Genomic DNA, 24,153 nt, shown 5'->3' with positions numbered 1-24,153 from the left:
GCCTCCAAATGGAGTTACTTTTTTATCGGAATACTCGATAGGAAGATTAACCATATGGGTGAAATGTAATAGGTTATAGAATACCTCTAAATTAAAGCTTTCTGTAGATTTTTCTATTCTCTATTGCATAAAGTAGGTTAATTGCAGCTCCAACTTTGATCGCTTTCGGTGAATTAAGCTGCTCAGCAACATCCATTCTTATAATTTCATTGACAATATGAGAAGCGTTAAAAGTGGCACGAAACTTCATACCATTTGAAAATGATTTCCGGTAGGTTACCGATGCTTCAATACCTTTATTTTGAACTTCACCGGCATTTACGTATGGTGCATTAAGCGCCATTGTACCAGGTATTTGTCCTCGCAATAACAAATCTTTCGTCCTTTTGTCAAAGTAATCAGCGGTCACTTCAATACCGTTCCCCAGAGTTAAATCAATACCGAAATCCAATTGTTGTGCAGTTTCCCAGCTTAATTCCTTATTCGTCATATCCCTGATGGCCACACCTGAATATAATGTGCCGCCAAGCGAATAGTTTTGACCTGATGACAGGATATCGCTCCCGTTATAGTAATTACCTATATTTTGGTTGCCTAGCTGCCCCCATGATGCTCTTAGTTTAAGCGAATTCAGCCATCTGATGTTTTGCATAAATTCTTCCTTCGAAATAATCCAACCTCCGGAGAAAGAAGGAAAAGTTCCCCATTGGTTTTCTGATGCAAATCGCGATGCCCCGTCTCTCCGGATATTTGCTTCAAACAAATATTTCCCGTCATACACGTAGTTTATACGTCCAAAATACGATCGCAGACCAAGATCATAAGCGCCGGCATTATTTGTCTGGGTGGCAGCATCTCCTAAATTGAGTACTCGCTGGTCATTATTCACAAAGTTTTTGCGATATCCACTTTGCCACTCATATGTAAATTCCTCTTCAGAATACCCAGCCAATAACTTTAGTTCATGCTTCCCGAATGATTTATCGTATTTCAGCAACGTGGTCAGCATGGTTTGAACATCAGTCCGATTTGTTACGTTCAAATCTGACGCTTCAGTTTTTTTACTTCCATCTTTATTGGCCAAAACGACATTTGCATTAAAAGCATTCTGATTTGAGGTACTAACATTATAGCCGTAAGTGATCTGTGCACTTAAACCAGAGATGATCCGATATTCAGCTTCCGCCTGACCACTAAAATTATAACGTCTTATCTCAGTGGTGGATCCTGTCTTAATGCTTGCATATGGATTTAATTCACCATTTACTGTCATATATTCGCCGGCGGCATTTTGAAGAGGATATACCGGAGCAAGAGTGGCATACCATGTCGCATTCCACACACTCCGGGGCTCACCTTTTACTCCAAGGTTTCCTGCTACTTTCGTAGACAACCTCAACCTTTTGTCCTTTAAGAAGTAGGCATCAATATTTGAACGAAAATCGGTCTTTTTATACTTAGTCGCGACAAGAATACCATCCTGGTCTAATTGCCCAACCATGAACGCATACTGTAAATTATCTTGCCCCCCTGTCATGCTAACGCGGTGATTCTGGGTATTTGCCTGACCATAATAGACATCGAAATAATTGATGTTTGGATACAAAGGGTCATTCCCTTCCGCAAATTTTTGAATATCCTCATCGGTATAATTAGGAACACTTCCGGAGTTCGCTGAGGCTTCATTGCGAAGTGTCGCATATTCAACCGAATTTAATACACTTGGCAAACGAGTTGCTTTCTGAACACCAAAGTAGCCATTATAACTAACTTTCATTTTCCCGTCAGAACCTCGCTTCGTGGTAATTAAAATAACACCGTTAGCAGCTCTGTTCCCGTAAATAGAAGAAGAAGAAGCATCTTTCAATACAGATATCGACTCAATGTCATTGGCATTTACATCGGACATATTTCCAGGGAAGCCATCAATCATAACTAACGGTGCATTGTCTCCAAATGTTCCAACTCCACGGATTGCAATGACTGCATTATCATCACCCGGTTTACCTGAACTCTGCAAGGCATAAACCCCTGCAACAGTTCCTTGTAACGCCAAACTTGCATTTGTCAGCGGTCTGCTTTCCATATCGCTCATCTGAACATTTCCGACGGCACCAGTCAAGTTGGCTTTTTTCTGGGTACCGTAACCAATAGCCACCACTTCTTCAAGCCCGATGGTTTCTCCTTCCAAAGAAACAGAGATCTTTGCTTGGCCCGCAACAGGCACTTCTAAAGTGCGCATACCCACAAACGAAAATACCAGTACCGCATCCGAACCAACATCTTTGAGCGCGTAATTTCCATCGAAGTCGGTAATTGTACCAACAGTCGATCCTTTTATTAGGACCGTAACACCGGGAAGTGGTTCCCCTTTCTTATCTGTCACAACACCCGAAACATCATGATCTTTTTCCTGTTTTTCAATCCGTTCCTGTTTAGAAAGAATAATTTGCCGATCAACAATTTCGTACTTGATATTCGTACCTGCAAAAAGTTCGTCCAGGACATTTTGAATGCTGTTGTCCGGTACGTTAAGTGAAACTTTCTTCTCAACATCTACAAATCTGCTGTTATAAAGAAAGAAGAAGTCAGTTTGATCTTCGATTGTGCCTAGCACCTGTTTGATACTCTGGTTTTCAATTTTCAAGGTAAGCTTTGTACCCTGAGAATAGGAGCTAACCGCAAACCCTTGAGCAACAAACAACAAGATTGCAAGTAATGTTAGTTTCATAGTTAAAAAATACTTGTTCTTCCAGGACATAACAACCCCGGAAGCAATTAGAAACTGCTTTTTTTTCATAAGTTTGTCTTGTTTTAAATTAACAAATCAGTTTTTAAGCCGAAAGGCTTAGACTAACCAGGGGAGATGGGCAAACATTTCCCCTTTTTTACGTCCGCTGCCTTTTTACAATATTCAATTACTTTTCGTTAGGATGATTCTCTGCTTTCCATATGTTCCATTTTTTAGTTTTTCACTTTGAACGATACGATAGTCGATCGGTGACGTTCTTTTCAATAAGTCCAATATCTGTATTATGGTTTCTTGCTTGAATGTTCCGGTGAAGATGTAATCTTTGATCTCCGGGGTTTCGATGGTAATGTCTACCTTATACCAACGTTCAAGACTACGAACAACCTTTTCCATGTTGTCCTCCCTGAAAATCAAAAGTCCGTCAATCCATGAAATATATCGATCAACCTCAACTTCCTCCAGGAACAGTTTTCCCGTTTGTTTTTCAAAAACCACTTGTTCTCCAGAATTCATTTTGGCCAGGATTTTTTGACGATTCCTATCATTTTCGATCAGGTTAACTTTTCCTTCCGCCAAGACCACTTCTGTTCTGCTTTCATCCGGATAATTGGAAACATTAAATTTTGTTCCTAATACTTCCACTCCTATCTTCCCCAAATCGACAATAAAAGGACGTGCTTTGTCCTTCGCGACGTCAAAAAAAGCTTCACCTGAAAGGACTACACGTCGTTCCTTCGTTGTAAAATTAGAAGGGTATTCAATCTTGGTCTCTGAATTTAGAATAATGGAAGTACCATCCGGCAGGCGAAGTTCAGACTTAACCCCCGGTGGTGTATGATATGCTTGCCAGATAGCGTCGCTTTGACGCGGACGATCAACAAACAAGTATAAACTACCTAATAGCAAAGGCAACAACAATACAGCTGCAATCCGCTGCCAATAATAAACGAAATTCCGAACGGGCTTTTCCCTGCTTATACGGTCATTGAGTTTCTGCAAAGCTTGCGAAGAATCGTACTGCCTCATCTCTTTCAGAAGATCTAACGAATGATAAACCTTTTCCGATTCGCGAAAAATCGCAAGGTTTTCGTCTGATGCATCTTTCCATTCTTCCACTGCAAGGCGATCCGTGCTGTTCAGGAAACCGGCAAAATACTCCGGCAATAAATCGATATAGCCTTCCTTACTTCTCATCCGTCATCTAATTAGTCTATTAAAAAGAGCTCTTTTTTGATCCTTACACTTAGATGACAGTTCAACGATTGAAAACACATATACCGAAGTGAAAAAAAAATCGTAATAACAGGAAAGATTTTCTGATTTTACTTTAAAAGATACAGGAGTAAAGCCAATGGCAAATAGTCTTTCAAATCTATCCGTAGTTGCTTTAGCGCATTGCTGATTTGCAGTTCTACAGTCCTTTTCGAAATCCCCAATTCTTCAGCAATACGCTGATTATCTACCCCTTCAAAGCGACTCAAAAGGAAGATTTCACGACAACGGGGCGGTAATTTGTTGATGGCACAGTCAATTATCTCCACAAGCTCCGGCTCTGTAAATTCCCAAATAAGCGACTCATTTACCCTTTTATGATTATCCTTAAAATGCCGCCCGTATTCTTCTTTTACCTTAACATGTTTCATGTAATTAATCGACCGATGCTTTAGAGAGGCAAAAAAATAGGATTTCAAGGAGGTATTAATCTCCAGCGTGGTTTTGCCAACCCATATTTTAAAAAAGAAGTCCTGCACCAGATCTTCGGCAACATCTCTGTCCTCGACCCACCTATTGACAAACGCACACAAGCCTGAATAATAATGATTAAACACAAAGTCGAATACTATTTTATTCTTCTTATTTAATTCGGATATGATGTACTTGTCTTCCAAGCTGGGAGATTGTTTAAGGTTTGACTAAAGATATAAACATTGTCAGGCGGAGCAAAATAAAGTACAAATTCTGCCATTTGCAAACCTCACCGCCAGCAGCAGTCCAAAAAAAAAGAAGCGAAACCCTTTTCAGAACTTCGCCTCAATTCATCCATCGACATATAATAAATCATCTCTTCATTCAATTTAATTGCATAGTCACATCGGGCAAAATAGAAAAAGCGATGTAACGTGTCTGTGTGATTCCAATTTTATTAAAAACGAGCCACAAATCCATCGTCAGGAGAACAAAAAGAGAAGGAGGCTGTCCTTTTAAAAGTTAACGAACAGCTAGATCTTCGATTACATTTGTAAGAAAACAGTCTATTCTCCAGGTAGCCAAACCTTCATTTTGTTGGCGCCACAGTTATCCCAAACGTAGTACGGAATTGCCCTAAAAGCAATTCCTCTTCCATCGGAAGCGCTGATCACTTCCACACCGCCCAAAAAGTCAGCTTCAAATGAATTTTCAAAAGCAGTTTTAGGAGTTACCGCCTGCTGATCAACATCGGCATTGTCGGCACCTTCCACTTAATAAACAATCGGGCAGCGTTCCATCACCACCAATACCTGATCGGCCTCAACCAACTCATTTTCTTTCACTTTCCGTACTTCCACTGGAAGGCTGTATTCAATCACATCTCCTTCTGCCCACGTGAAGGTTAATGTTGCACATCCCTTTTTCATTTCCGTAGTCAACAGCTTCACCATTCATCTTTAACACAACTGGCAACTGACCAGTGCTTTCGTACACCTACAAGACCGAGGGGACCGGTGTGTCCTGCGTACATCTGGCAAGGCGAACACAAACGGTAAATTCCTGTTCTGTTTCCCGAGAAACCTGCAACGGCTCAGCATATGGTAGCAACTGCATTTCGGCTGGACTGAAATCCGTTAGTTCTTAATTGTGGAAAAGCAGACCACTATTTTTGCCCGAGGTCTTCGACTCCGAGAAACACAATCCCCGGCTTTTTCCATATTCCATTTGTCCTATTGCACCGGAGGTCCCAAATAAGATGGTTTTAGTCCACCTGTATCGATCACAATTTTTTGCAAAATCATTCCCGGATCGATAACCACAATCTTCAGAGTGTGCACGCCGGGTTTGTCTATGTTGAGTTTAGTTTGATTGATGGCACTGTTACGGACTACATTCTCGGCCCACTCCTTAGAATACTCTGCCACATCATTGGAAATGACAACCATCTCCGAATCATCAACTTGAATACCATAGCGAGTGCTATGCGATTTATCCTTTGGAAAAAGGGGAAGCATATAGGTGTACAAGCTGATGGATCCGGCCTGGGATGTATAAAAGTCATAGGTCACTGACGATCCTGCCCCATCATCATACCGGGCATTTCCAAGTTGAAGGGAAGCATTTGCGTAGCCCAACCCATCAATGATCTGAAATCTAACACCACCCTTTTCGTCCTTTCGGTGATACTTGGTTGGAGAAATGCTGATTACACCATTGTTCTCAACAAAGAACCTCTCCGAGCAAACCAGACTGTCCCGGCTTCTATTATCGGCAACCACATGAATTTTTATTGTCTGATCCCCATCAGAAACGACAACATCGCCTTCTGCCACCTTCTTTTCAGGAACTAAGGCCCAATCAACAGAAACAGATACATGTTGCTGGGTATCAGTACGACCTTCCATCTTATCCAATTGGATCCAGGTATCACTAGCGCTCGCAGTCCAGCTGACCGGCAAAGCTCCCTGGTTGTATACTTCAAAATAATGGTCTTCCCTATTTTGAAGATGAAAAACAGGCAGACAAGCTTGACCAATCGAATCCGATTCCTGTCCCTCTACATGGACGGCTATTCGGGCAATAGCAGGCAGCTCAATTTGAACTGTTGGCGAAAGTTGTTCAGTCGGCAAGAATCCGGGAGCTGTCATCATTCCCTTCCACTTCCCGTTGAGGAGGCTATTATACTGTTCGGTCAGGGAAGACAGACTGTCATGATACATTTCGACCTGGAGTGCCAATTGGTTGGTCAGGGCTCGGTGTTGTTGGGCATACCATCTGTTCCTTTGGGCAATCAGCAACTCGTGATTGTATAGTGATGCCCCTTTTACCGGATAATACACAAGCTGAAAAAAGGACGCTTTGAGCTCTTCGGGCAGCCGTTCCAGAATTTGCTTGGCTTTTGCAGTAATTTCGGAATACTCTGCTAAACGGGTTTCAGCCTCCCTGTAATTGATAAAAGACAAGTCTGTATCTTTCACCTTTTCATGAGCGAAAAGGCTATTCCAACGCCAGTCCCAAGTCATGTATTCCGGTTTTCGTGTAAATCCGTGATAATAATATCGATCCAATATGTAGGCCAGATCTGTTTCGTATTTTTCTCCAAAGAACGATGACAAGATCCTGATTTGGTGCTTATTAATATTCTCAAAGTTGAACTTCTCAAAATCCCATGCCATATCCAGAAACAGCTGCATACCCATTTCGCCGGGTTTTATATCGCCGACATTAATCAGCCAGTACTTGTCGGCACCCAACGACCATGCTTTATGCATTTCGGCAAACATCAATGCTGGAGGGGTTGTATTTAGCCAGAGATAATCATTGGGCCACCCCAGGTATGAAATGTGATAGTACACACCAGATCCGCCGACCCGAGATCGCTCGTCTTTATTACTTAACTTTTTGATGTATCCATAGTTATCATCCGGCCAAACAATGGTAATATCATCGGGCAAATTCAATCCTTTTTCATACAATCCAAGAACCTCTTTGTACGGCACAAAAATTTGCGGAATCTCGCCGACCGGTTTTTGCAGGTGTTTGCCCAAGAGTCCCCTCTGATCGAGAATAGCCTGTTCCAGCGCGTTCAGTTTTGCATCGTCCGATCCTCCTTTCATTCCCTCATCGTGCATCCCTCGTAAGGCTATGGTATAAATATTATCGTATGCAGCAGCTTGCTGAACTCGCTTATCGAGAACACTGACAATCTCTTCCCGGTTAGTTTCATAGTTCCACTCACCCTGTTTATCGGCATCCCATTCGCTGGCATTGTTGTACAGTAACGGCTCACAATGACTGGTGGTAATCATGATTCCGTATTGATGAGCCATTTCGATATTACCAGGAACTGTAAAAAAGGCTTTTGTACATTCGTGCATTGCAGGTGCCACCATATTCCCTTTTGAACGAAGAAGCAATTCAAACACTTTTTCGTACGTGTTCGGCCCGATATCTCCTAACTTCGGATCCTTTTCCGCTGCCGCCCAGGGATGGAGCCCCCAATCTTCATCGTTCAGGAAAATTCCACGGTATTTGACAGAAGGAGCTTTGGACAAATACCGGACAGGTTTAACACCAAGCATCGATGCTGAATGAACCGGAATATCGGCCCACCAATACCAGGGAGAAACTCCCATGGCTTCGGAAATGGAAAACACACCATAGGCAGCGCCACGCAGGTCGCTTCCCACCACCACCAAGGCTTTTTCAATCCCCGGGAATGGACTATCGACCGTTTGGATCAGGTATCTTTCCCATTGCCCTTCAAGTTCCTTCAGGTTAAGCTTGCCCGCCTGCCCCAACTCTCGGATCATCGAATTTTTTTCTACTGTCCCGACGATCACGACCTGTTCTTCGGTCTTTCTTAAGCAGGTAACCACTGGAGGTTCCATACCAACCACACGTTGAATGTCGGAAGCGAACAACTCAGCGACCTTGCGAACCGCAGGATCGTCATTCGCATCGAAACAGATTTTAGCAAACGTGCTTCCATCAGTGAGCACAAACTCATCGGCATTTCCCGACAACCGGGTGACTACTTCAACCTGTGAAAACAACCAGCCAGGTATAGTCAGGAATAAAAACAGGATTATAATTCTCATCGTTAGATATGGTTCGTTATTCTATCTTAATGACGGAAAAACGCCCCAACAAGGGCTACAGAAAACTGATTTTTTTTCGATTTTTTTTTTGAAGGACAATGAACGCTCCAGAAAACAGAGAAAATACGGGGATTGAGTTCTTCTTTCAAGAACTGGCAAGCGCGTCCCATTTGTGTTTTCACGGTGTAGACCAAAATATTCAATTGTTGGGCCACTTCTTTATAAGTCACCGACTGAAAAGCTGCCAACTAAAAATCTGTTTGCTATGTTCGGGCAACTTTGCAATGGCCCGGTATAAGTCGGCATAAAATTCGCTCTCGTTAATTTCTTCTTCGACAGGCAAATCCGGGAGATCATCTCCCATGGAAACGAGTTTGTTTTTATTAGACCGGATAAAATCGAACACTTGGTTGCGAACCCTAAAATAGAGGTAAGCCTTCACCGATTGATGAATGGCAATCGTTTTTCACTGTTCCCACAAGCGCAGAAAACAAGTAGAAACCAGTTCTTCGGAAATTGGCAGTTGATGCAACGCCTTATTGTCAAAATAAAAAAAGGGCAAAAAAGTACCGTTCGTGCATTTGGCGCAGCGAATCGACTTCGCCTGCTTCCAACCTTTTACCCACACCACAAAAAAAAGGAAAGGCAGATATCAAAACTGACATCTGCGTTTCCTTTTGTAACAAAATAGGGTTTCTATTCTTCGAACCAGGAATCGACCAGCTCTTTGTGCTCGTGGTACCATTTAGTAGCCACTTCGCTCTCTTGTCCTGGATTTTCTTCCACGGCAACCATCAACGAACCGAGTAATTCGTCGTTCATTTTAAAGTTCTTGAAGAACGTAGCCAGTTTGGGATTTTTCTCAGCCCAGCCTTTGGTTGCAATCGTTGAAAGTGTTTCAGCACCACCAAATATCCCTTTTGGATCGTCGAGAATTTTCAGATCGTAACGGGCAAATTTTGTGTGAGGCTTCCAACCGGTAACCACAATCCACTCCTCTTTATCGTATGCTTTTTTCAACGAGGCTAGCATACCTGCTTCACTTGAAGCCACCAGCTCGAGACCAAGATCGTAATCGTTGATGGCTTGTTCAGTTAAGCCCATCATTCCGGCTCCCGGACTAATTCCGATAATTTTGCCGCTGAACTTATCTTTCTCGGCCGCTAATTCATCAATTGAATTGACGGTTACATAAGTTGGTACAACCAAACCAATCCGCCCATCTTCGAACACAGTGCCGATATGCTCAACCTGATCGCCGAATTTTTCCATATAAGGCTGGTGCGTTACAGGTTCCCAAACTTCCATAAAAAGATCGGCATTACCGCGAGCAACTGCTGCAAACACAGGAGCTACATCGGCGGTTACCAGCTTCACCTCATAACCTCGTTCTTCGAGTACGGCTTTGGCCAGATTTGTATTGGCAATACATTCAATCCAGTTTACCATTGCAATAGTTACTACCGGCTTTTCGGTTGATCCTTTTTTACCTCCTGAACAGGCTGCGAAAAGCAAACTGCCCAACAGTACAAATGTGACTAATCTTAACTTTCTCATTTTATTTCTTTTTTGTTGATTTTCCGATATTTTGTGTGATACGATCGAGAATAATGGCCAGTAAAACTACAGCCAGTCCACTTTCAAATCCCAATCCAATCCGCAACTGACTAATTCCTTGCAAAACAATCTCTCCCAGACCTTTGGCTCCAATCATACTGGCGATAACAACCATTGACAAAGCCATCATAATTGTTTGGTTTATACCAGCCAAAATTGTGGGCATCGCCAGAGGTAGTTGCACCTTAAAAAGCAGCTGGCCTGGAGTAGCTCCAAAAGCTTTTGTCGCTTCGACAATCTCCCCCGGCACTTGTTTTATGCCTAACGAGGTTAACCTCACCACCGGAGGCATCGCAAAAATAATGGTAGCAAACGCACCGGGAACAGTTCCCAGCCCAAAGAACAAAACGGCCGGAATTAGGTAAACAAAGGCCGGCATGGTTTGCATGAAGTCAAGAATTGGACGGATCACTTTTTGCGCCGTTTCATTTTTTGCACTCCAAACGCCAAGCGGAATTCCGATAACCAGCGCGATAATAGCCGATGCCAGCACCAATGCGAAGGTTTGCATTGTTTCTTCCCAAAAACCGGCGAAGTAGATAAAAAGCAAACCAACGATCGTCAAAATAGCATTCGATTTACCAGCCTTCCACCAGGCAAGAGCGGTGAACAAGGCAATGGTAATGTAAAATGGAATTCCGACCCAAAAAAATTCAATACCGTCGATCAAGAATGTCATTCCCACGTTAACGGCGTCAAAAAAGCCCGAAAAATTGGTTGTCATCCAATTAACGGCGTCTTCTATATACTGTCCAACAATCATAATTCAATCGCTTTTTGGATTATTTCATTAATTTCCTGCTTAGCCATGCCGGTACTTTCGGCAATAATAGAAGTTGGCCATACAACGCCAATAAGGTGGTTTTCGTCGTTCACCACCGGGATTGGCAAGTTGGTCTTACTCAGAAGCGGCAACATATTTTCGATGGTCGTATCGGAGGTCACACTCATCACATTCTCCCGGATAATCGACTCAATCGTCTGCACTCCTTCGCTTTTCAGCCGGACCACATCTTCAATCTTCACATAGCCCAGGAATGTACGGTTAGTGCGAACCACAGGAAGATTTTCCACTCCGGCCTCGCGCATTACACGCAAAACTCCGGCTGGACCGTCTTTTTTGAGCCGGGCGACTTTCGGCTTCCGGAACATGATGCTGGCCGCGGTCACAATTTTACTGCGATCGACATTTTCCACAAACGACTTGATGTAATCGTTTGCCGGATTGGTAATAATCTCTTCCGACACTCCTACCTGCACAATTTCGCCATCCTTCATAATCGCGATGCGGTCGCCAAGCTTGATGGCTTCGTCCAAATCATGGGTAATGAATACGATAGTCTTCTTCATTTTCTCCTGCAAAATGAGCAATTCATCCTGCATTTGAGAGCGAATCAGCGGATCGAGGGCTGAAAACGCCTCGTCCATCAAAAGTACTTCGGGCTTATTCGCCAAGCCACGTGCCAAACCAACACGTTGCTGCATTCCACCCGACAACTCACTGACCTTCTGATTCTCGTATCCTCCGAGCCCAACCAGTTCGATTGTTTCCATCGCCCTCAATTCACGTTCTTCTTTCGAAACACCTTGCAGCTCCTGTCCAAACGCGACATTGCTTAAAACCGTTCTATGAGGAAGCAAACCAAAATGCTGAAATACCATCGCCAGTTCTTTCCGGCGAATATTCAGCAACTCGCGATCATTCATATGCGTTATATCATCGTTGTTGATGAACACTTTCCCTTTGGTTGGATTAATCAGACGGTTGATGCATCTGATTAAAGTCGACTTACCGCTACCGGAAAGGCCCATAACCACGAAGATCTCACCTTCATTGATGGTGAGATTTGCTTCGCGTACAGCCACCGTACAACCAGTAGCTTCTAAAATTTCCGCTTTATTCTTGCCCATTTCGAGCAACTTAAGCGCCTTGTTTTTATTTTTCCCGAAAACAAGCGAGAGATTTTCAATTTTTATCTTTTCCATTCACTAGAAATAATAACCGATATTAATGTTGAATCGTTTTTGCCATTCGGCATCAGCATCGCCAACACCCATTCCTTCGCCGAAAGTTGGAGTCAACCAAGGCTGGTTTTTCCCCATGGCATAGTCGATATACGTATAGACCGGTCCGGCAGAAACCAGAATTCCCGGAATGAGATGGTGCACATCGGCATAGTCGCTGTTTATTTTATCCATAAACGTGTAATCAACATACGCCTGAACGCTTTGAATAGGTCCAAAGTCGACAGGAAAGCTTTTTGCAATACCAACCGCATAAGCATTTGCTTTGGCCGCTACATCGTATGGCGTACCAAATGCTCCCATCTGAATGATGTCGAGAACCCTTCCGTCATCGGCTTTAGCTTTGTAGTTGTAATTGATAACCGATCCTTTAAAGTTCCAACCTTTCCCCCAGTTGGCAACCATATGCAAGGCAAAAGCAGTGCTGGTTTCCGACTCGTCGAGTTCGCTGTTATAGATTCCGCCAACCTGAGCCGATGCCCCCAATTCGAGCCCTTCGGTAACATGATAGGCAGCTCTCAGATTAAACTGGTTCAATTCCCGAATATGCGCGTCGACCTGATCGGCACCAATGCGTCCGACTCCCGGAGTAATGTCGTACGAGTAGCGTCCCGGACCGGCGTTTCCATAGGTAACGTCGCCACCGGCAATTGGGCCTTCCGGCTCTGCCTGCCGGAAATAGGCAAAGCTCAAGTCCAGCTTTTCAATTCCTTTATAGTCGAAAGAAATCCCAATGTCGTAATCGTCTTCCAACCCAAAATAATACTGCCCCTGAAACCACCACGAGTGTGAAGCATATTTGGTAATGCCAAACGGCACTTGCAGAACTCCAAGCTTAACGTATAAGTCATCGGTTAAATCATAACCGAACCAACCATGGTGAATAAAATGTGTACCATAGGTCGGGTAAAAACGGTAATCGAAGCTAAAGTCAATTCCTCCCTGCGTGCCATCTACACTCAACTTCCAGGTATCAAAAGTAAATTCCGGCTGTGTTTTGCTGTCGACCCAGCTTTTTGAAAACACATTGAACCGAACCGCTCCGCCAATCCGAAAATCATTCTCATTAGAACTCGCTTGACTCTGGGCGGTAATCGTAAAAAATAGGATAAATGCCGTTGCACGAAACAACGCACTTTTCATTCGTTTTAAAAACATAGAAATAGATTGATGATTTTTGTGTTGACCCAACACGAAATAGTTTCTGTGCGACAAAAATAGGTATTTAGGATTGTTCTCGCAAAGAGCCAAGGAGTTATTGTCGTTAAAACAGAAACGATGCGACGTTCTTCCATCTGACTGACCGCCCACTACAAAACCCTTAACACACACACCTACTGTATGTTGAAGCAAATCAGGGGAACTTGCGGCCTATGACATACCTGCCATGTTAACTTACTATTAAAAGAAATAATTCGTTCGCATAGAACAGATCTACTACTTCGCACGACAACTGAAAATGAACAACCAACTCAACGGTGGTTTTGCAAGTGTTTTATGAGTACCTGTATTTAAAGTTTGATATCCTCTTCCGATGTCAATACCGGAGGGACTTCCATGCCACTAATATTCAACATTTGAGTAAGCAAGTCGAGTGCACCATTTATTTGAGTAAGATCGTCGGGGGTGAGTTTCGATAGCTTCTGAGCTAACCGTTGTTGCAATAGATCTGGGGTTTTCAGCAGAAGTTCATCCCCCTTCGAAGTCAAGGTGATATAGGTGATTCTTTTATCGCCGCTCTTGGGTAGACGCGCCAACAAGCCCTTAGCTTCCAAACGAGAAATAATACCAGTTACGGTACTCGAATTCAACTTTAGATGATCGCGTATTTCTTTCTGCGAAGCCTGATAATTAGGCGATTGCTTAAGAAAATCCAGGCAAAGAACCTGCGGAATACTGACACCAAAATCACTCTGCACCTTTTTCGACTCAATATTGATTGAACGTACAATCTGACGAATTTTGATAATTATCCCCGTGTAATTCATGCTGTGGATTTGATTAAATAAAGACTGGCATTATCGGACAAAAATAAACAAACCATTCCTGACTTATATTCCTACTCATCAAAATCCACAAAATATTGAATGAATCATCAGCGAAAAATCATCGAAGACACCTAACGTCTAACACCAAAACGCCCTAAAAAAATAGAGCTTCCACGGTCGTGCAAGCTCTATTTCATTCGTATAGTACTTCCTGTTAATCAACCAATTCACCAACCACGCGGGCATCTTCGCCACGCCCTTCAAGCTTCAAGAGCTTTACTTTGTGAAAGCTGTTCTTCTCGAGTCCAATTCCTTTGAAACGAATTGGAATATAATGTTCGCCATAGCCGTTAGCTGTTCCCCCTTCATCAACTCCCTCAATTAAAACGGTTTCTGTTTTTCCGATGAAGGACGAAAGGTAGCGTTCGCGACTATCTTCAGATGCTTCGCGAATGCGGGCCGAACGTTCGTTCTTGATATTCTCGGGAATATGGTTTTCCATACGCTCGGCACGGGTTCCGCGACGAACCGAATATTTGAAGGTATGCACATGACCAAATCCATAGCGGTTCACAGCATCAATGCTTTCCTGAAAATCCGCCTCGCTTTCATCGGGGAATCCCACGATCATATCAGTGGTAAAGTTGAAATCGGGATATCTTGACCGAAACAAGTTCACCGTATGCTCGAACTGCTTTAAATCGTACATCCGGCGCATACGCAACAACACTTTGTCCGAGCCACTTTGCAGGCAAAGGTGCAGATGAGGTGTCATTTTCGGATGACTGAACAGATTCACAAAATCGTCGCCAAAACCATCGGGCTCAAGCGAAGAAATACGCACGCGAAAATCACCCTCGACATTCAGAATCGCTTCCAGTACATCCTCAAAGCGTTTGTCTTCCCATTCGTATCGACCAATATTAACACCGGTAATTACCAATTCCTTAAATCCATTAGCCAGCGTATCTTTTACATTGTCAATAATCTGTGGAAGCGGACGACTTATCGCGCGTCCTCGAACAGTCGGGATAATGCAAAATGTGCAAAAATTGTCGCATCCATCATGTATTTTGATGGCGCTACGCGTATGCAAACTCTTATCAACGGTGTGGAACTGAAACACATCGGCATGCAGTTTTGCGGGGTGAATGAGCTCGCCACCAAAATGCGCGTCAACCAAATTTAAGATCGACCCCTTTCGGTTGTTCTCAACCACATAGGTAATCTTCTCCTCTCCTTCCAGCTTCTCCTTGTAGTTGTTCGCCATGCAGCCGGTTACCACGACTACAGACCCTTTGTTTTTGCGGGCAGCCTGGCTGATGGTATTTCGCGACTTCTGATCGCTCTGGTTAGTAACCGTACAGGTATTTACAACCACCACATCGGCGTGCTCCTTAAAATCAACGACTTCGTAACCTGCTTTGTCGAAATCAGACACCAAAGCGTCCGTTTCATATTGATTCAACCGGCAGCCAAGCGTTTTAAAGGCTATTGTTTTTTTTGTAGAATTCATTCGTTAATTGTTTCCTCCTGAAGGATCAGTTCGCCACTCATCGAGAAATCTGCAGCTGTCGTAATTTTCACATCCACAATTTTCCCCATCAACTCGGGCGCTATCCGATCCAACCGGACATTAATCTTCCCCTCTGTCAAACCGGTTGAAAAGCCGGTTTTTCGATCACTACCGTTCACCAATAACCGGATGGTTTTGCCAACCATACTTTCGTGGTATTCCCGGGTATATATTTTCATCACTTCTGACAAATCGTGGTAACGCTCCTTTTTCACATCCAATGACACTTCGTCCTGCCAACGATAGCTGGCTGCTCCCGGCCGCGGCGAATACATCGCAATGTAAGCCATATTGAATTTGAACTCGTGAAACGCCTCAACCGTATGCTGGTACTCTTCGTCGCCTTCGCTGGTAAACCCAACGATGATGTCGGTAAACAAGGTCGCATCAGGCAACAACTCACGAATATCAGCTACAATCTGACGATACTTGTCCATCGAGTGTTTGCGGTTCATTTTAATCAGCACCCTTTCGTCACCACTTTGCATGGGCAAATGAATTTGTTTCGCCAAACAGGGATATTCGGCAATCACTTCAATTACTTCGCGGGTCATATCCTGCGGATGTGGCGAAGTGAAATACACCCAAAACTCTTCGCCCGACTGTTTCCCAAATTCACCGATCTCGCGCAACAACTCGGCAAAGGACATTTCATTGCCCTGTTTGTCGAGGCCATACGAATTCACATTTTGCCCCAACAACGTAATCGACTTATAGCCCTGACTCACCAGGTGGCGAACTTCGGCAACAATATCGGCTGAAGGACGAGAGACTTCACGACCACGGGTGTAGGGAACAGCACAATACGTACAAAACTTGTCGCAACCATTTTGAATGGGAACAAAAGCCTCGTAGCTCGACTGGTACTTAGGCTTAATCTGCCACAAATCAACAATGTGTTCATTTTTAGGCATAACCGGCTTTGGCGCTTCAACGCGCAGCGAAGCCGCATTTACCACCCCGTAACTACGAATCATGTCCGGAAACTGGCTCAATTCGCTCATGGGGAAAATAATATCGAACTGCTTCAGCAGCTTGTCTTTATCGGCAGCCAACACACATCCCGACAAGAAAGTAATCAGGTTGCGTTTATTCTTTGCCTTATTCCATTGAGAAATTTTGTTGTACACTTTGTCGATTGGCTTCTGCCGAACCGAACAGGCCAACATGCCCAACAAATTCGCTTCATCCTCGTTTTCCGTCCGCTCATAGCCCATTTGTTCCAACACCGCAGCAACACGCTCGCTGTCAGACAAATTCATTTGGCATCCCAATGTAATTAAGTGATATTTCATCGATAAAATTCCAGGTTTCAAAATCAAAAAATAAAAGTAGTGAGTCGTGAGACATGAGTCTGGAGTTGGCTCAATCCTCATCCTTTCCGCGTCCGATATTTAGTCTCTTTACTCAAGACTAAAGACTAAAGACTCAAGACTAAAAATATACTTCGCAATGAATCTGATCACGCTCAAACCCTTTATCCTTCAGGATTTCAAGCGCATCAAAAATCATGTTACTATTTCCGCAGAGATAGAACTGAGTGCCCTTCTCAAAGCCGGTGCTTTTCAGGCATTTCGTCAGTCGTCCGTGTACTTGTCCGGTTTTGTCGCCCGAAGTACAAAGAATGTGACGGTCGGCAGCATATTCATGTTTGTCGTAGGCTTCAACGCCGTATCGTACGCCATGAATCAATAAGTAGTCCAGGTTCGGATAGGTGCGCACCATGCTTCTGAAAGGTGCGATACCTGTACCGCTGGCAATGAACACAAATTTGTGATCGGCCACCTTTTTCTCGTCAATTTTGAATTTTCCGAAAGGTCCGCTCACCTCCACCAAATCGCCTGGTTTTAACTTACTCAATTTGGGCGTGAAATAACCATCTTTCACCTCTTTCACAAGTACCTCCAAGCATTCGTCGTTTTCGCCACTGTAGATCGAGTACTCCCGACTTTGATAATCGCCCTGAATACCCAGCGAAATGTGTTGTCCCGCATGGTACTTGAAACGACTTTTGGGCAAGCGCAACGAAAAAGCCTCATCGGTTAACTTCCTGACCTCTTTCACCTTGTAAAAGGTCTCATCAATTTTTAATTCCGGTTTCATCTCCATGGTCATGCCTAAACATTTAGGGCTGCAAAGATATTGATTTTTTTCTATAAAAGACATACCGATCTTTTTCAACATCTTTCAGCCAGTTAATTGGCTTAGTTTAACCCGAAAATGCCCGATTTGTTTTAAATTAATGACTTATACTGATTAGAAAACCCATAAAAATGAAAACCATCATCATCTTCATGTCCACTCACGGATTTACAGAACGCACGGCCGGCGATATAGCCCGCCTGCTCAGTGGTGAAATCGAAATCGTGAATTTACACCACAACACAAACATCAACTTTTCTGACTACGATCAGGTGATTTTGGGTGGATCGATCCATGCCGGAAAAATACAACGACAAATGCGTGTATTCATCAAAAAGAATCTGGAAAAGCTTTTAGAAAAAGAAATTGGACTTTTCATTAGCTGTATGTATGAAGGAGAACAGGCCCGGATCCAATTGGAAAATGCGTTCCCGGAGCAACTACACAAAAAAGCAAAAGCCGAAAGCATATTAGGCGGTGAATTCGATTTTAAGAAAATGAATTTTGTTGAACGGTTTATGGTTCGAAAGATCGCGAAAACGGATCACAGCGTTCAGCGTATCAACCGAGAGGCAATACGTTTATTTGCTAAAACCATGAACAACGGAATCACCGAACTCAAAATGTCGTCCTAAAAAGCCAGATAAAACCCTTTCGTTAATGTTCGGTATTGGTCGGTGTAAACTCCGGTTGCGCGCTCCCGAATATAGATACTTTCGATCCAACCAACCGTATTCTTGCGGGACAACTCAACCAAAATACGATGCGACTTTTTGGTTTCATCGGGAAAGACACGGGCAAAGCGTGTTACATAAAAATCGAGCGATCGGGCTATGCTGCGCAACCGCTCCTCCTTGTCAGCCGGCAAAACAAGGCTTAGTTTGCCACAATCAGCCAACAAACCAACCGATTTTTCGAGTAATTCTTCCAACGACAAGCTGTCGGCATGCCGGGCCCTTGCTCGTTTCTGATCGGGCGACTGAGGCGCCTCATCGAAAAACGGGGGATTCGAAATTAAATGATCATAGCGGCATTCGCTTTCATATTCCTGAAAAGACTGCCGATACACCCGCAACCGATTGGCCCAGGGCGACTCATCAAAATTTGATTGAGCCTCGGTTGCTGCATCTGCATCAATTTCCACCGCATCAACCTGCGCCTTTGTCCGCTGCGCCATCATCAGCGCTAAAAGTCCAGTTCCGGCCCCCACATCCAAGATCCGGCTTTCGGATCCAACATCTGCCCATGCTCCTAACAACACACCATCAATGCCAACCTTCATGGCTGCCTTTTGCTGCACAATTCGGAATTGTTTAAACTGAAAAAAATTATTTCGCCCCATAAATACCTGACTTCTATCACATTTTACCAATAGCCAGTCTCAACTAAGCTATCATTCGGCAAATTTACATTAAACCTCGACTTAAAATCAAAATCTAATTGCACAAGCGCAAAAACACACCTTACAACCTATCCTACTGGCACTTACACCAACCAAGCAAAACAAACACTTACTGTAACTTTTACACGAATCGAAAAATTGTTTCCATTTTACTTTGTGGGAATTTAGTATTTTCTACATTTGCACCCCGTAAAAAATGAGCGACTTAGCGCATTCGATGAATTATGAAGAAAAGAGATTTTTACATTTTGGCAATTTTAGCGGGCATCGTCATTTACGCCAGCTTGCACCGACGGTCATATGCTGAGAAAAGTGCAGACAAGTTCGATAATCTTTTGAAACAAAATGCCAGTACTGAGGCTTTCTCCGTGAATGATTCCTTGAGATCAGAACCAATGAGAGTCATCAAAGCAGAGATTTAAGCTCTCGCTGTTCACAATTCCCACCTAAACTTTTCAATTTATTCTGCTGCCTCTTCTTCAGGTTGAGTGTATAATTTATATGCCAAAATCCGAAGGAAAGCTAGTTCTCGCGTGATTGAAATACGCGTTTGATTTTTCACGCCCCCGGCTATTCAACCGACCATAGCACGAAAGGATCGGGGGCTATAAGAGAAGACAGGTGACCACCTAATTATATACCGAAAGGAACCCAAACAACCAATTACTGCGGTTCTGTCCCGGCGATCTACCGTCGTGCAAAAAACTAATTTGTAAACGGAGCTTTCAACCGAAGTTGCAAGTCAGAAGCAAACTCAATGTTCAGGAACCAACAAGTTTAAAGCCTTCTCATTCACGCCTATTTTCACCGGCATTTGGGCATCGTATACATCTCCGTCGCAATGAAAATAAGTAGAGGAAGACACCTGGCTAATTTCAACTGTTTTCACCTGCCTCATTTGCACGTAAGGAAGTTTGTGAATCCATTTTCCCATTAAGGCCATTCCAACCACCGGAGCCATAATCAGCGGAAATGGACGGATAAAAGTTACATCCACCAAACCATCCTGGAGGTCGGCATGCGGAGCGATAAAAGCATCGTTGCCATATTGATTGGCATTGGCAATGGTCACCGAAAAGAAACGACCACTGATCTCTTCACCGTCCAAAATCATTCGGGTTTCCACCCCCCGGTAACTCCAGAATTTTGTCAACACCGAGCGTGCATAGGTCCAAAAACCGCGGGTTGTGCTATTACTAAAATCGTGCGCAATCAAAGCATCGAAACCAAAACCACAGGTACAGAAAAAGTAATCGTTATTGATTTTGCCGACATCAATTGCACGAACAACTCCGTGCTCCAGATAATCAGGAATTTGACCAACCCTGTGTGGGATTTTCAACATCCGGGCCAGACCATTGCCCGACCCTCTTGGAATATGAGCCATACTGCGGGATGTGCCAACCAACAACGAAGCCACCTCGTTGAATGTACCATCTCCACCAACTGAAGCCATAACGGCCTCGGGATTCAACAGTCGCTTTTTAACCAACTTGGGAGCGTGACCAGCCCGCTTGGTCTTCTTACTATCAAAAGGGATCTCACGCTCGTTCAACTTCCTTTTCAGTTGCTTGAAATACTTAATGTTATCCTTAGGACCGGCAACCGGGTTGACAATAAACTCGAAAATTCGTTTCATTTCTTATTCGTTAATTTTTCCGTCGTGCAAATATTGCACGTATGCCTTGGCAAAATTCAACACCGAATCGGTTTTTGCCGGCGCGTAATTATAGAAAAAATCCTGCGTTCGGGTGTCTTCATTCATGAACCAGCCCATTTCGGGCGACATGAAACCCCATCCCTCGCCCCGAAAATAAAAGGCATAACTGTCGTCGACCAGAAAATCCTTTGACAGCAAATCTTTTTTGTGGTCCCAACCAAACTGTTTGACCAGCATTGGCCCAAAATCGTTCTGATTACCAATTTGCTCACTAATAAAATGAGATTTCACAACTCCGCCAATCAAGATCAGCGGAATGCGATAGGTAGCAGGTTCGGTAATATTCGTTGGCCCCGGTTCCAGCGAGGTATGATCAGCCGTAATAACAACCAAAGTATTGTCCCAGAATGGCGTCTTTCTCAACGAATCGACAAAAACACCCAAGCAGCTGTCGGCATACGAAGCCACATTCAAATATTTATCATGGACATTGTTTCCCGGAAACCTGTTATACCCTTCAATATCGAATGGCTCATGACTGCTAATCGTGTAAACCATACTGAAGAACGGTTCCTTCTCACGCTTCAAATCGTCGAACATGCGGGCATACAAAAACTCGTCGGGTACTCCCCACTTCTGTTTCAATGCCAGCTCGAACGGAAAATCGGTTTTCGACACGATGGTATCGATTCCGGATTGAATCATCACCGCCCGGGTATTGTAAAAATTCACATCGCCACCATAGTAAAACGACATGTTGTACCCATGATCGGCAAAATATTTCGGAAAATAATCCAACTTGCTCATCTTGTCGGGGAATGCCAACACAGTGGTTCGGCTCATATCCGACGGACGACCGCCTATGAGCGCCGAGATGCCCTTATCCGAGCGGTTTCCGGTTGAGAAAAACGACTTAAAGGCGATGCCTTCATTGCAAAACTCATTTATCCGGGGAGTAACACCGGGTAGTCCCCCAAGCGGTTCAATAATCTTATTCGAGAAGCTTTCAAGCAAAACCAAAATAACATTGGTTGGGTTCCCTTCAACCGAGTGAATAATCGTAGGTGCGGGAACTCCATTTTTATCATGCGCTTCAAGTATCGCCTTGGCGCTATCGTGAGCCATATAGTTCACCTCAACCTGCGACTTTTTGTTTTTCATGACACTATGCATGAAATTCCAAAAATAGTTGTAGGCAAACTGATTGGCCTCTAAATGTTCGCTAAAATACACATTGCTGTGGTTCATCGGAGCACGATCGAACCCGCCACGAATTGGGATGATTAGGGCAGCTGTGAGGAAAACCAGAACCGGAATACCATACCACTTCATCCGCAGTTCGGCAAGTTTTTGTCGCGGCAGCAATTGGTTGTAAAGTCGGAAACTGAGCCAAACAATCCCAATCCAAAGTACTGGGAAAAGCATTAACTGCCACCAGCTCATTGATGCGTAAATGCCTCCCGGTGTTTCCAGATACATGAGCAAAAGCGCGTTCAACCTGCTCCCCCACGCCGGATAAAGGCCTGCATCGGCCAGGCCTAGCACCGTCAGAAAAATCAACGACACCAGCGTATAATAGTTCAACAGATAAGAACTAAACTTTCCGGTGAAAAGGAAACCGAGGGCGAAGATCAAGCCCGGCATCATGCTGAAATACCCGGCAACCGACCAATCCATTTTTATTCCGTGACGGAAAATCCCCAAAAAATCTGCGATCGGCAAATCAGCTACCGACTGATAATTATAAATAACAAAGAATACCTTAAAAGCGGTTAGGAAAAGAACCCAAAACAGGTAGTATTTTAAAAACGCGACAACAATTTTCCTCATTCAACATTTTTTACTGTGCGACCGGCAAATTTACAAAATAAATGCGGGCAGGCAGGTCGATTTGGATTTCTTAACAAGAAGATTCGAAAAATGAGTCAATCCGGAGATGCACACTTATTCATCGCAGCCATGAATAAGTGTACCGGGCATCTTCACCCCAAGTCGCTTTTCAAGGGTTGCGGCTACTCAAGAAACAAAATTTAAAAAAAAACACCGTCCGAAAAACAACTCGGTAGCTTACGGGAATTAACACTCCGGCTAGCCAAATGGTGATGCTGACGACTCGAAAGCTCCCAGTCCGAATAGGGCAAAGTCATACTTGACAGGATCTGCCGGATCGAATTCGCGCAAACGTTCCGACACTTCCAATACAGCTCTCCAATCGTCCTGCTTCCGGTGTAGCAAACCCAACTGCCGGGCCTGCCTGCTGGTATGCACATCGAGCGGCAGCAGCAATTCCGACATGGGAATCCGGTTCCAAATGCCAAAATCTACGCCGGCTTCATCTTTTCGCACCATCCATCGCAAAAACATGTTCAGGCGTTTCGCGGAGGCTCCTCTATCAATATTCGAAATATGTTTTTGCGATCGTTTCTGATGATCGACTTCGAAGAAAATACGCCTAAAGTTTCGCAGCGCTCCAGCAACTGTTCCTTCAGCTAAAAATCCGTCAGTAAAAACCGCCTCCAGACCACCATAATTTTGGTAAATATTTTTGAGCGATTTAAAAAAAAAGAGGCAATCGACCCCATTAAACGTCCGATGTTTGAATTCGGCAAAATGCGACCAATCGTTTTCACCGGTGTTCATCAAAAAAGAATACGGGTCATGTTCCATGCCGACCATCAATCGGTTCGCATTTTTAATAATCGTCGGACGCTGACCCCATGCTATGGTTGCTGCCAAAAAACCGGCAATCTCAATATTCTCTTTTTGCCCAAACTGTCGCGGAATCTGAATCGGATCCGTCGCAATAAATTCAGGACGGTTGTATTGCCGCGCTTTTTCCTCCAGCAAGTCAAAAATTTCAGCGAACGAAAGCTTTCCGGGAACTTTAGGAGTCTGTTTTGGCAGTATCATTTGGTCATCGTTTATGGTCATTTTAAATTTGGAATAAGCCCGGGGAGCATTATATATTTGCACAAGCAACAAGATGAGAACCGGCAAAATGCTCGTTCGCCCGTACGAAAAAATCTCTCCCCCTTCATTTTACAGATTAAACATTTGCACCGCTCAAAAGTTGCGACTGAAATTCCCTGTTCATTTCTGCGTCAAGTTACACAGGGCGATAACTTCATATTTGTCAAACTTTTATATTTTTGCAGGCTGAAATAGTGCAACAGATCAACTTGTTGCTTTCACGGAGTCGTCT

At 43.8% G+C, this 24,153-nt stretch carries 21 protein-coding genes; 2 read left to right on the top strand and 19 right to left on the bottom strand.

Translation table 11 applies throughout. The features are described from left to right. Positions 1 to 91 precede the first annotated feature (91 nt). The 15 genes from ABZD21_RS14730 to ABZD21_RS14660 form a co-directional block, all read right to left on the bottom strand. Complete coding sequence (locus tag ABZD21_RS14730) at positions 92 to 2,800, bottom strand: TonB-dependent receptor (protein ID WP_372775825.1); 2,709 nt, start codon at positions 2,798 to 2,800, stop codon at positions 92 to 94. A gap of 114 nt (positions 2,801 to 2,914) precedes the next feature. After that, positions 2,915 to 3,946 (bottom strand): FecR family protein, encoded by a 1,032-nt coding sequence (locus tag ABZD21_RS14725; protein ID WP_372775824.1) that lies wholly within the window; start codon positions 3,944 to 3,946, stop codon positions 2,915 to 2,917. Between the two features lie 128 nt (positions 3,947 to 4,074). Next, positions 4,075 to 4,641, bottom strand: a complete 567-nt coding sequence (locus ABZD21_RS14720) for an RNA polymerase sigma-70 factor (protein WP_372775823.1) — start codon at positions 4,639 to 4,641, stop codon at positions 4,075 to 4,077. Positions 4,642 to 5,004: 363 nt separating this feature from the next. Then, positions 5,005 to 5,211 carry a hypothetical protein gene (locus ABZD21_RS14715; RefSeq protein WP_372775822.1) on the bottom strand — a complete coding sequence of 69 codons (207 nt, stop codon included), beginning with the start codon at positions 5,209 to 5,211 and terminating at the stop codon, positions 5,005 to 5,007. Continuing rightward, positions 5,212 to 5,391, bottom strand: a complete 180-nt coding sequence (locus ABZD21_RS14710; RefSeq protein WP_372775821.1) for a hypothetical protein — start codon at positions 5,389 to 5,391, stop codon at positions 5,212 to 5,214. It abuts the gene before it with no gap. A 279-nt stretch (positions 5,392 to 5,670) separates the two neighbouring features. Next, positions 5,671 to 8,541, bottom strand: coding sequence for a glycosyl hydrolase 115 family protein (locus ABZD21_RS14705; protein WP_372775820.1), 2,871 nt, complete (start codon positions 8,539 to 8,541; stop codon positions 5,671 to 5,673). A gap of 226 nt (positions 8,542 to 8,767) precedes the next feature. Beyond that, on the bottom strand, positions 8,768 to 8,905 hold the full coding sequence (locus ABZD21_RS14700) for a hypothetical protein (protein WP_372775819.1): 138 nt from the start codon (positions 8,903 to 8,905) through the stop codon (positions 8,768 to 8,770). A 332-nt stretch (positions 8,906 to 9,237) separates the two neighbouring features. Then, positions 9,238 to 10,098, bottom strand: coding sequence for a glycine betaine ABC transporter substrate-binding protein (locus ABZD21_RS14695; RefSeq protein WP_372775818.1), 861 nt, complete (start codon positions 10,096 to 10,098; stop codon positions 9,238 to 9,240). Position 10,099: 1 nt separating this feature from the next. Further along, complete coding sequence (locus tag ABZD21_RS14690; RefSeq protein ID WP_372775817.1) at positions 10,100 to 10,921, bottom strand: ABC transporter permease; 822 nt, start codon at positions 10,919 to 10,921, stop codon at positions 10,100 to 10,102. Continuing rightward, positions 10,918 to 12,144, bottom strand: coding sequence for a glycine betaine/L-proline ABC transporter ATP-binding protein (locus tag ABZD21_RS14685; protein ID WP_372775816.1), 1,227 nt, complete (start codon positions 12,142 to 12,144; stop codon positions 10,918 to 10,920). Before ABZD21_RS14685 ends, ABZD21_RS14690 begins: the two co-directional genes overlap by 4 nt. Positions 12,145 to 12,147: 3 nt before the next feature. Next, positions 12,148 to 13,326 carry a hypothetical protein gene (locus ABZD21_RS14680; protein WP_372775815.1) on the bottom strand — a complete coding sequence of 393 codons (1,179 nt, stop codon included), beginning with the start codon at positions 13,324 to 13,326 and terminating at the stop codon, positions 12,148 to 12,150. A 368-nt stretch (positions 13,327 to 13,694) separates the two neighbouring features. After that, positions 13,695 to 14,171: a MarR family winged helix-turn-helix transcriptional regulator gene (locus ABZD21_RS14675; RefSeq protein WP_372775814.1), complete on the bottom strand. Its 477-nt coding sequence runs from the start codon at positions 14,169 to 14,171 to the stop codon at positions 13,695 to 13,697. A 214-nt stretch (positions 14,172 to 14,385) separates the two neighbouring features. Beyond that, positions 14,386 to 15,687 (bottom strand): tRNA (N(6)-L-threonylcarbamoyladenosine(37)-C(2))-methylthiotransferase MtaB, encoded by a 1,302-nt coding sequence (gene mtaB, locus ABZD21_RS14670; RefSeq protein ID WP_372775813.1) that lies wholly within the window; start codon positions 15,685 to 15,687, stop codon positions 14,386 to 14,388. Further along, complete coding sequence (gene miaB / locus ABZD21_RS14665; RefSeq protein ID WP_372775812.1) at positions 15,684 to 17,042, bottom strand: tRNA (N6-isopentenyl adenosine(37)-C2)-methylthiotransferase MiaB; 1,359 nt, start codon at positions 17,040 to 17,042, stop codon at positions 15,684 to 15,686. Before miaB ends, mtaB begins: the two co-directional genes overlap by 4 nt. A 139-nt stretch (positions 17,043 to 17,181) precedes the next feature. Next, the gene (locus ABZD21_RS14660; RefSeq protein ID WP_372775811.1) at positions 17,182 to 17,862 is read right to left on the bottom strand and encodes a ferredoxin--NADP reductase; all 681 of its coding nucleotides are present in this window, start codon (positions 17,860 to 17,862) and stop codon (positions 17,182 to 17,184) included. 158 nt (positions 17,863 to 18,020) lie between these two features. Between ABZD21_RS14660 and ABZD21_RS14655 the strand changes: the two genes are divergently transcribed. Then, positions 18,021 to 18,524: a flavodoxin domain-containing protein gene (locus ABZD21_RS14655; protein WP_372775810.1), complete on the top strand. Its 504-nt coding sequence runs from the start codon at positions 18,021 to 18,023 to the stop codon at positions 18,522 to 18,524. Here ABZD21_RS14655 and ABZD21_RS14650 read toward each other — a convergent pair. Next, positions 18,521 to 19,231: a tRNA1(Val) (adenine(37)-N6)-methyltransferase gene (locus tag ABZD21_RS14650; RefSeq protein WP_372775809.1), complete on the bottom strand. Its 711-nt coding sequence runs from the start codon at positions 19,229 to 19,231 to the stop codon at positions 18,521 to 18,523. The two genes, ABZD21_RS14655 and ABZD21_RS14650, sit on opposite strands and share 4 nt — an antisense overlap. A gap of 284 nt (positions 19,232 to 19,515) precedes the next feature. Here ABZD21_RS14650 and ABZD21_RS14645 point away from each other — a divergent pair, with 284 nt between their 5' ends. Beyond that, complete coding sequence (locus ABZD21_RS14645; RefSeq protein WP_372775808.1) at positions 19,516 to 19,713, top strand: hypothetical protein; 198 nt, start codon at positions 19,516 to 19,518, stop codon at positions 19,711 to 19,713. Positions 19,714 to 20,045: 332 nt separating this feature from the next. Here ABZD21_RS14645 and ABZD21_RS14640 read toward each other — a convergent pair whose 3' ends face one another. The 3 genes from ABZD21_RS14640 to ABZD21_RS14630 all read right to left on the bottom strand — a co-directional run bounded on the left by ABZD21_RS14640 (position 20,046) and on the right by ABZD21_RS14630 (position 23,861). Continuing rightward, complete coding sequence (locus ABZD21_RS14640; RefSeq protein ID WP_372775807.1) at positions 20,046 to 20,930, bottom strand: diacylglycerol kinase family protein; 885 nt, start codon at positions 20,928 to 20,930, stop codon at positions 20,046 to 20,048. A gap of 3 nt (positions 20,931 to 20,933) precedes the next feature. Further along, positions 20,934 to 22,781, bottom strand: a complete 1,848-nt coding sequence (locus ABZD21_RS14635) for an LTA synthase family protein (protein WP_372775806.1) — start codon at positions 22,779 to 22,781, stop codon at positions 20,934 to 20,936. A gap of 258 nt (positions 22,782 to 23,039) precedes the next feature. After that, a complete protein-coding gene (locus tag ABZD21_RS14630; RefSeq protein ID WP_372775805.1) occupies positions 23,040 to 23,861 on the bottom strand; it encodes a TIGR02757 family protein in 822 nt (273 codons plus the stop codon). Between the last annotated feature and the right edge of the window lie 292 nt (positions 23,862 to 24,153).

Origin of the sequence: Mangrovibacterium sp. (genome assembly GCF_041596335.1) — a bacterium.
GTDB lineage: Bacteria > Bacteroidota > Bacteroidia > Bacteroidales > Prolixibacteraceae > Mangrovibacterium.
The sequence above is the reverse complement of the archived record's forward strand: the minus strand, read 5'-3'. Positions and strand labels throughout refer to the sequence as shown.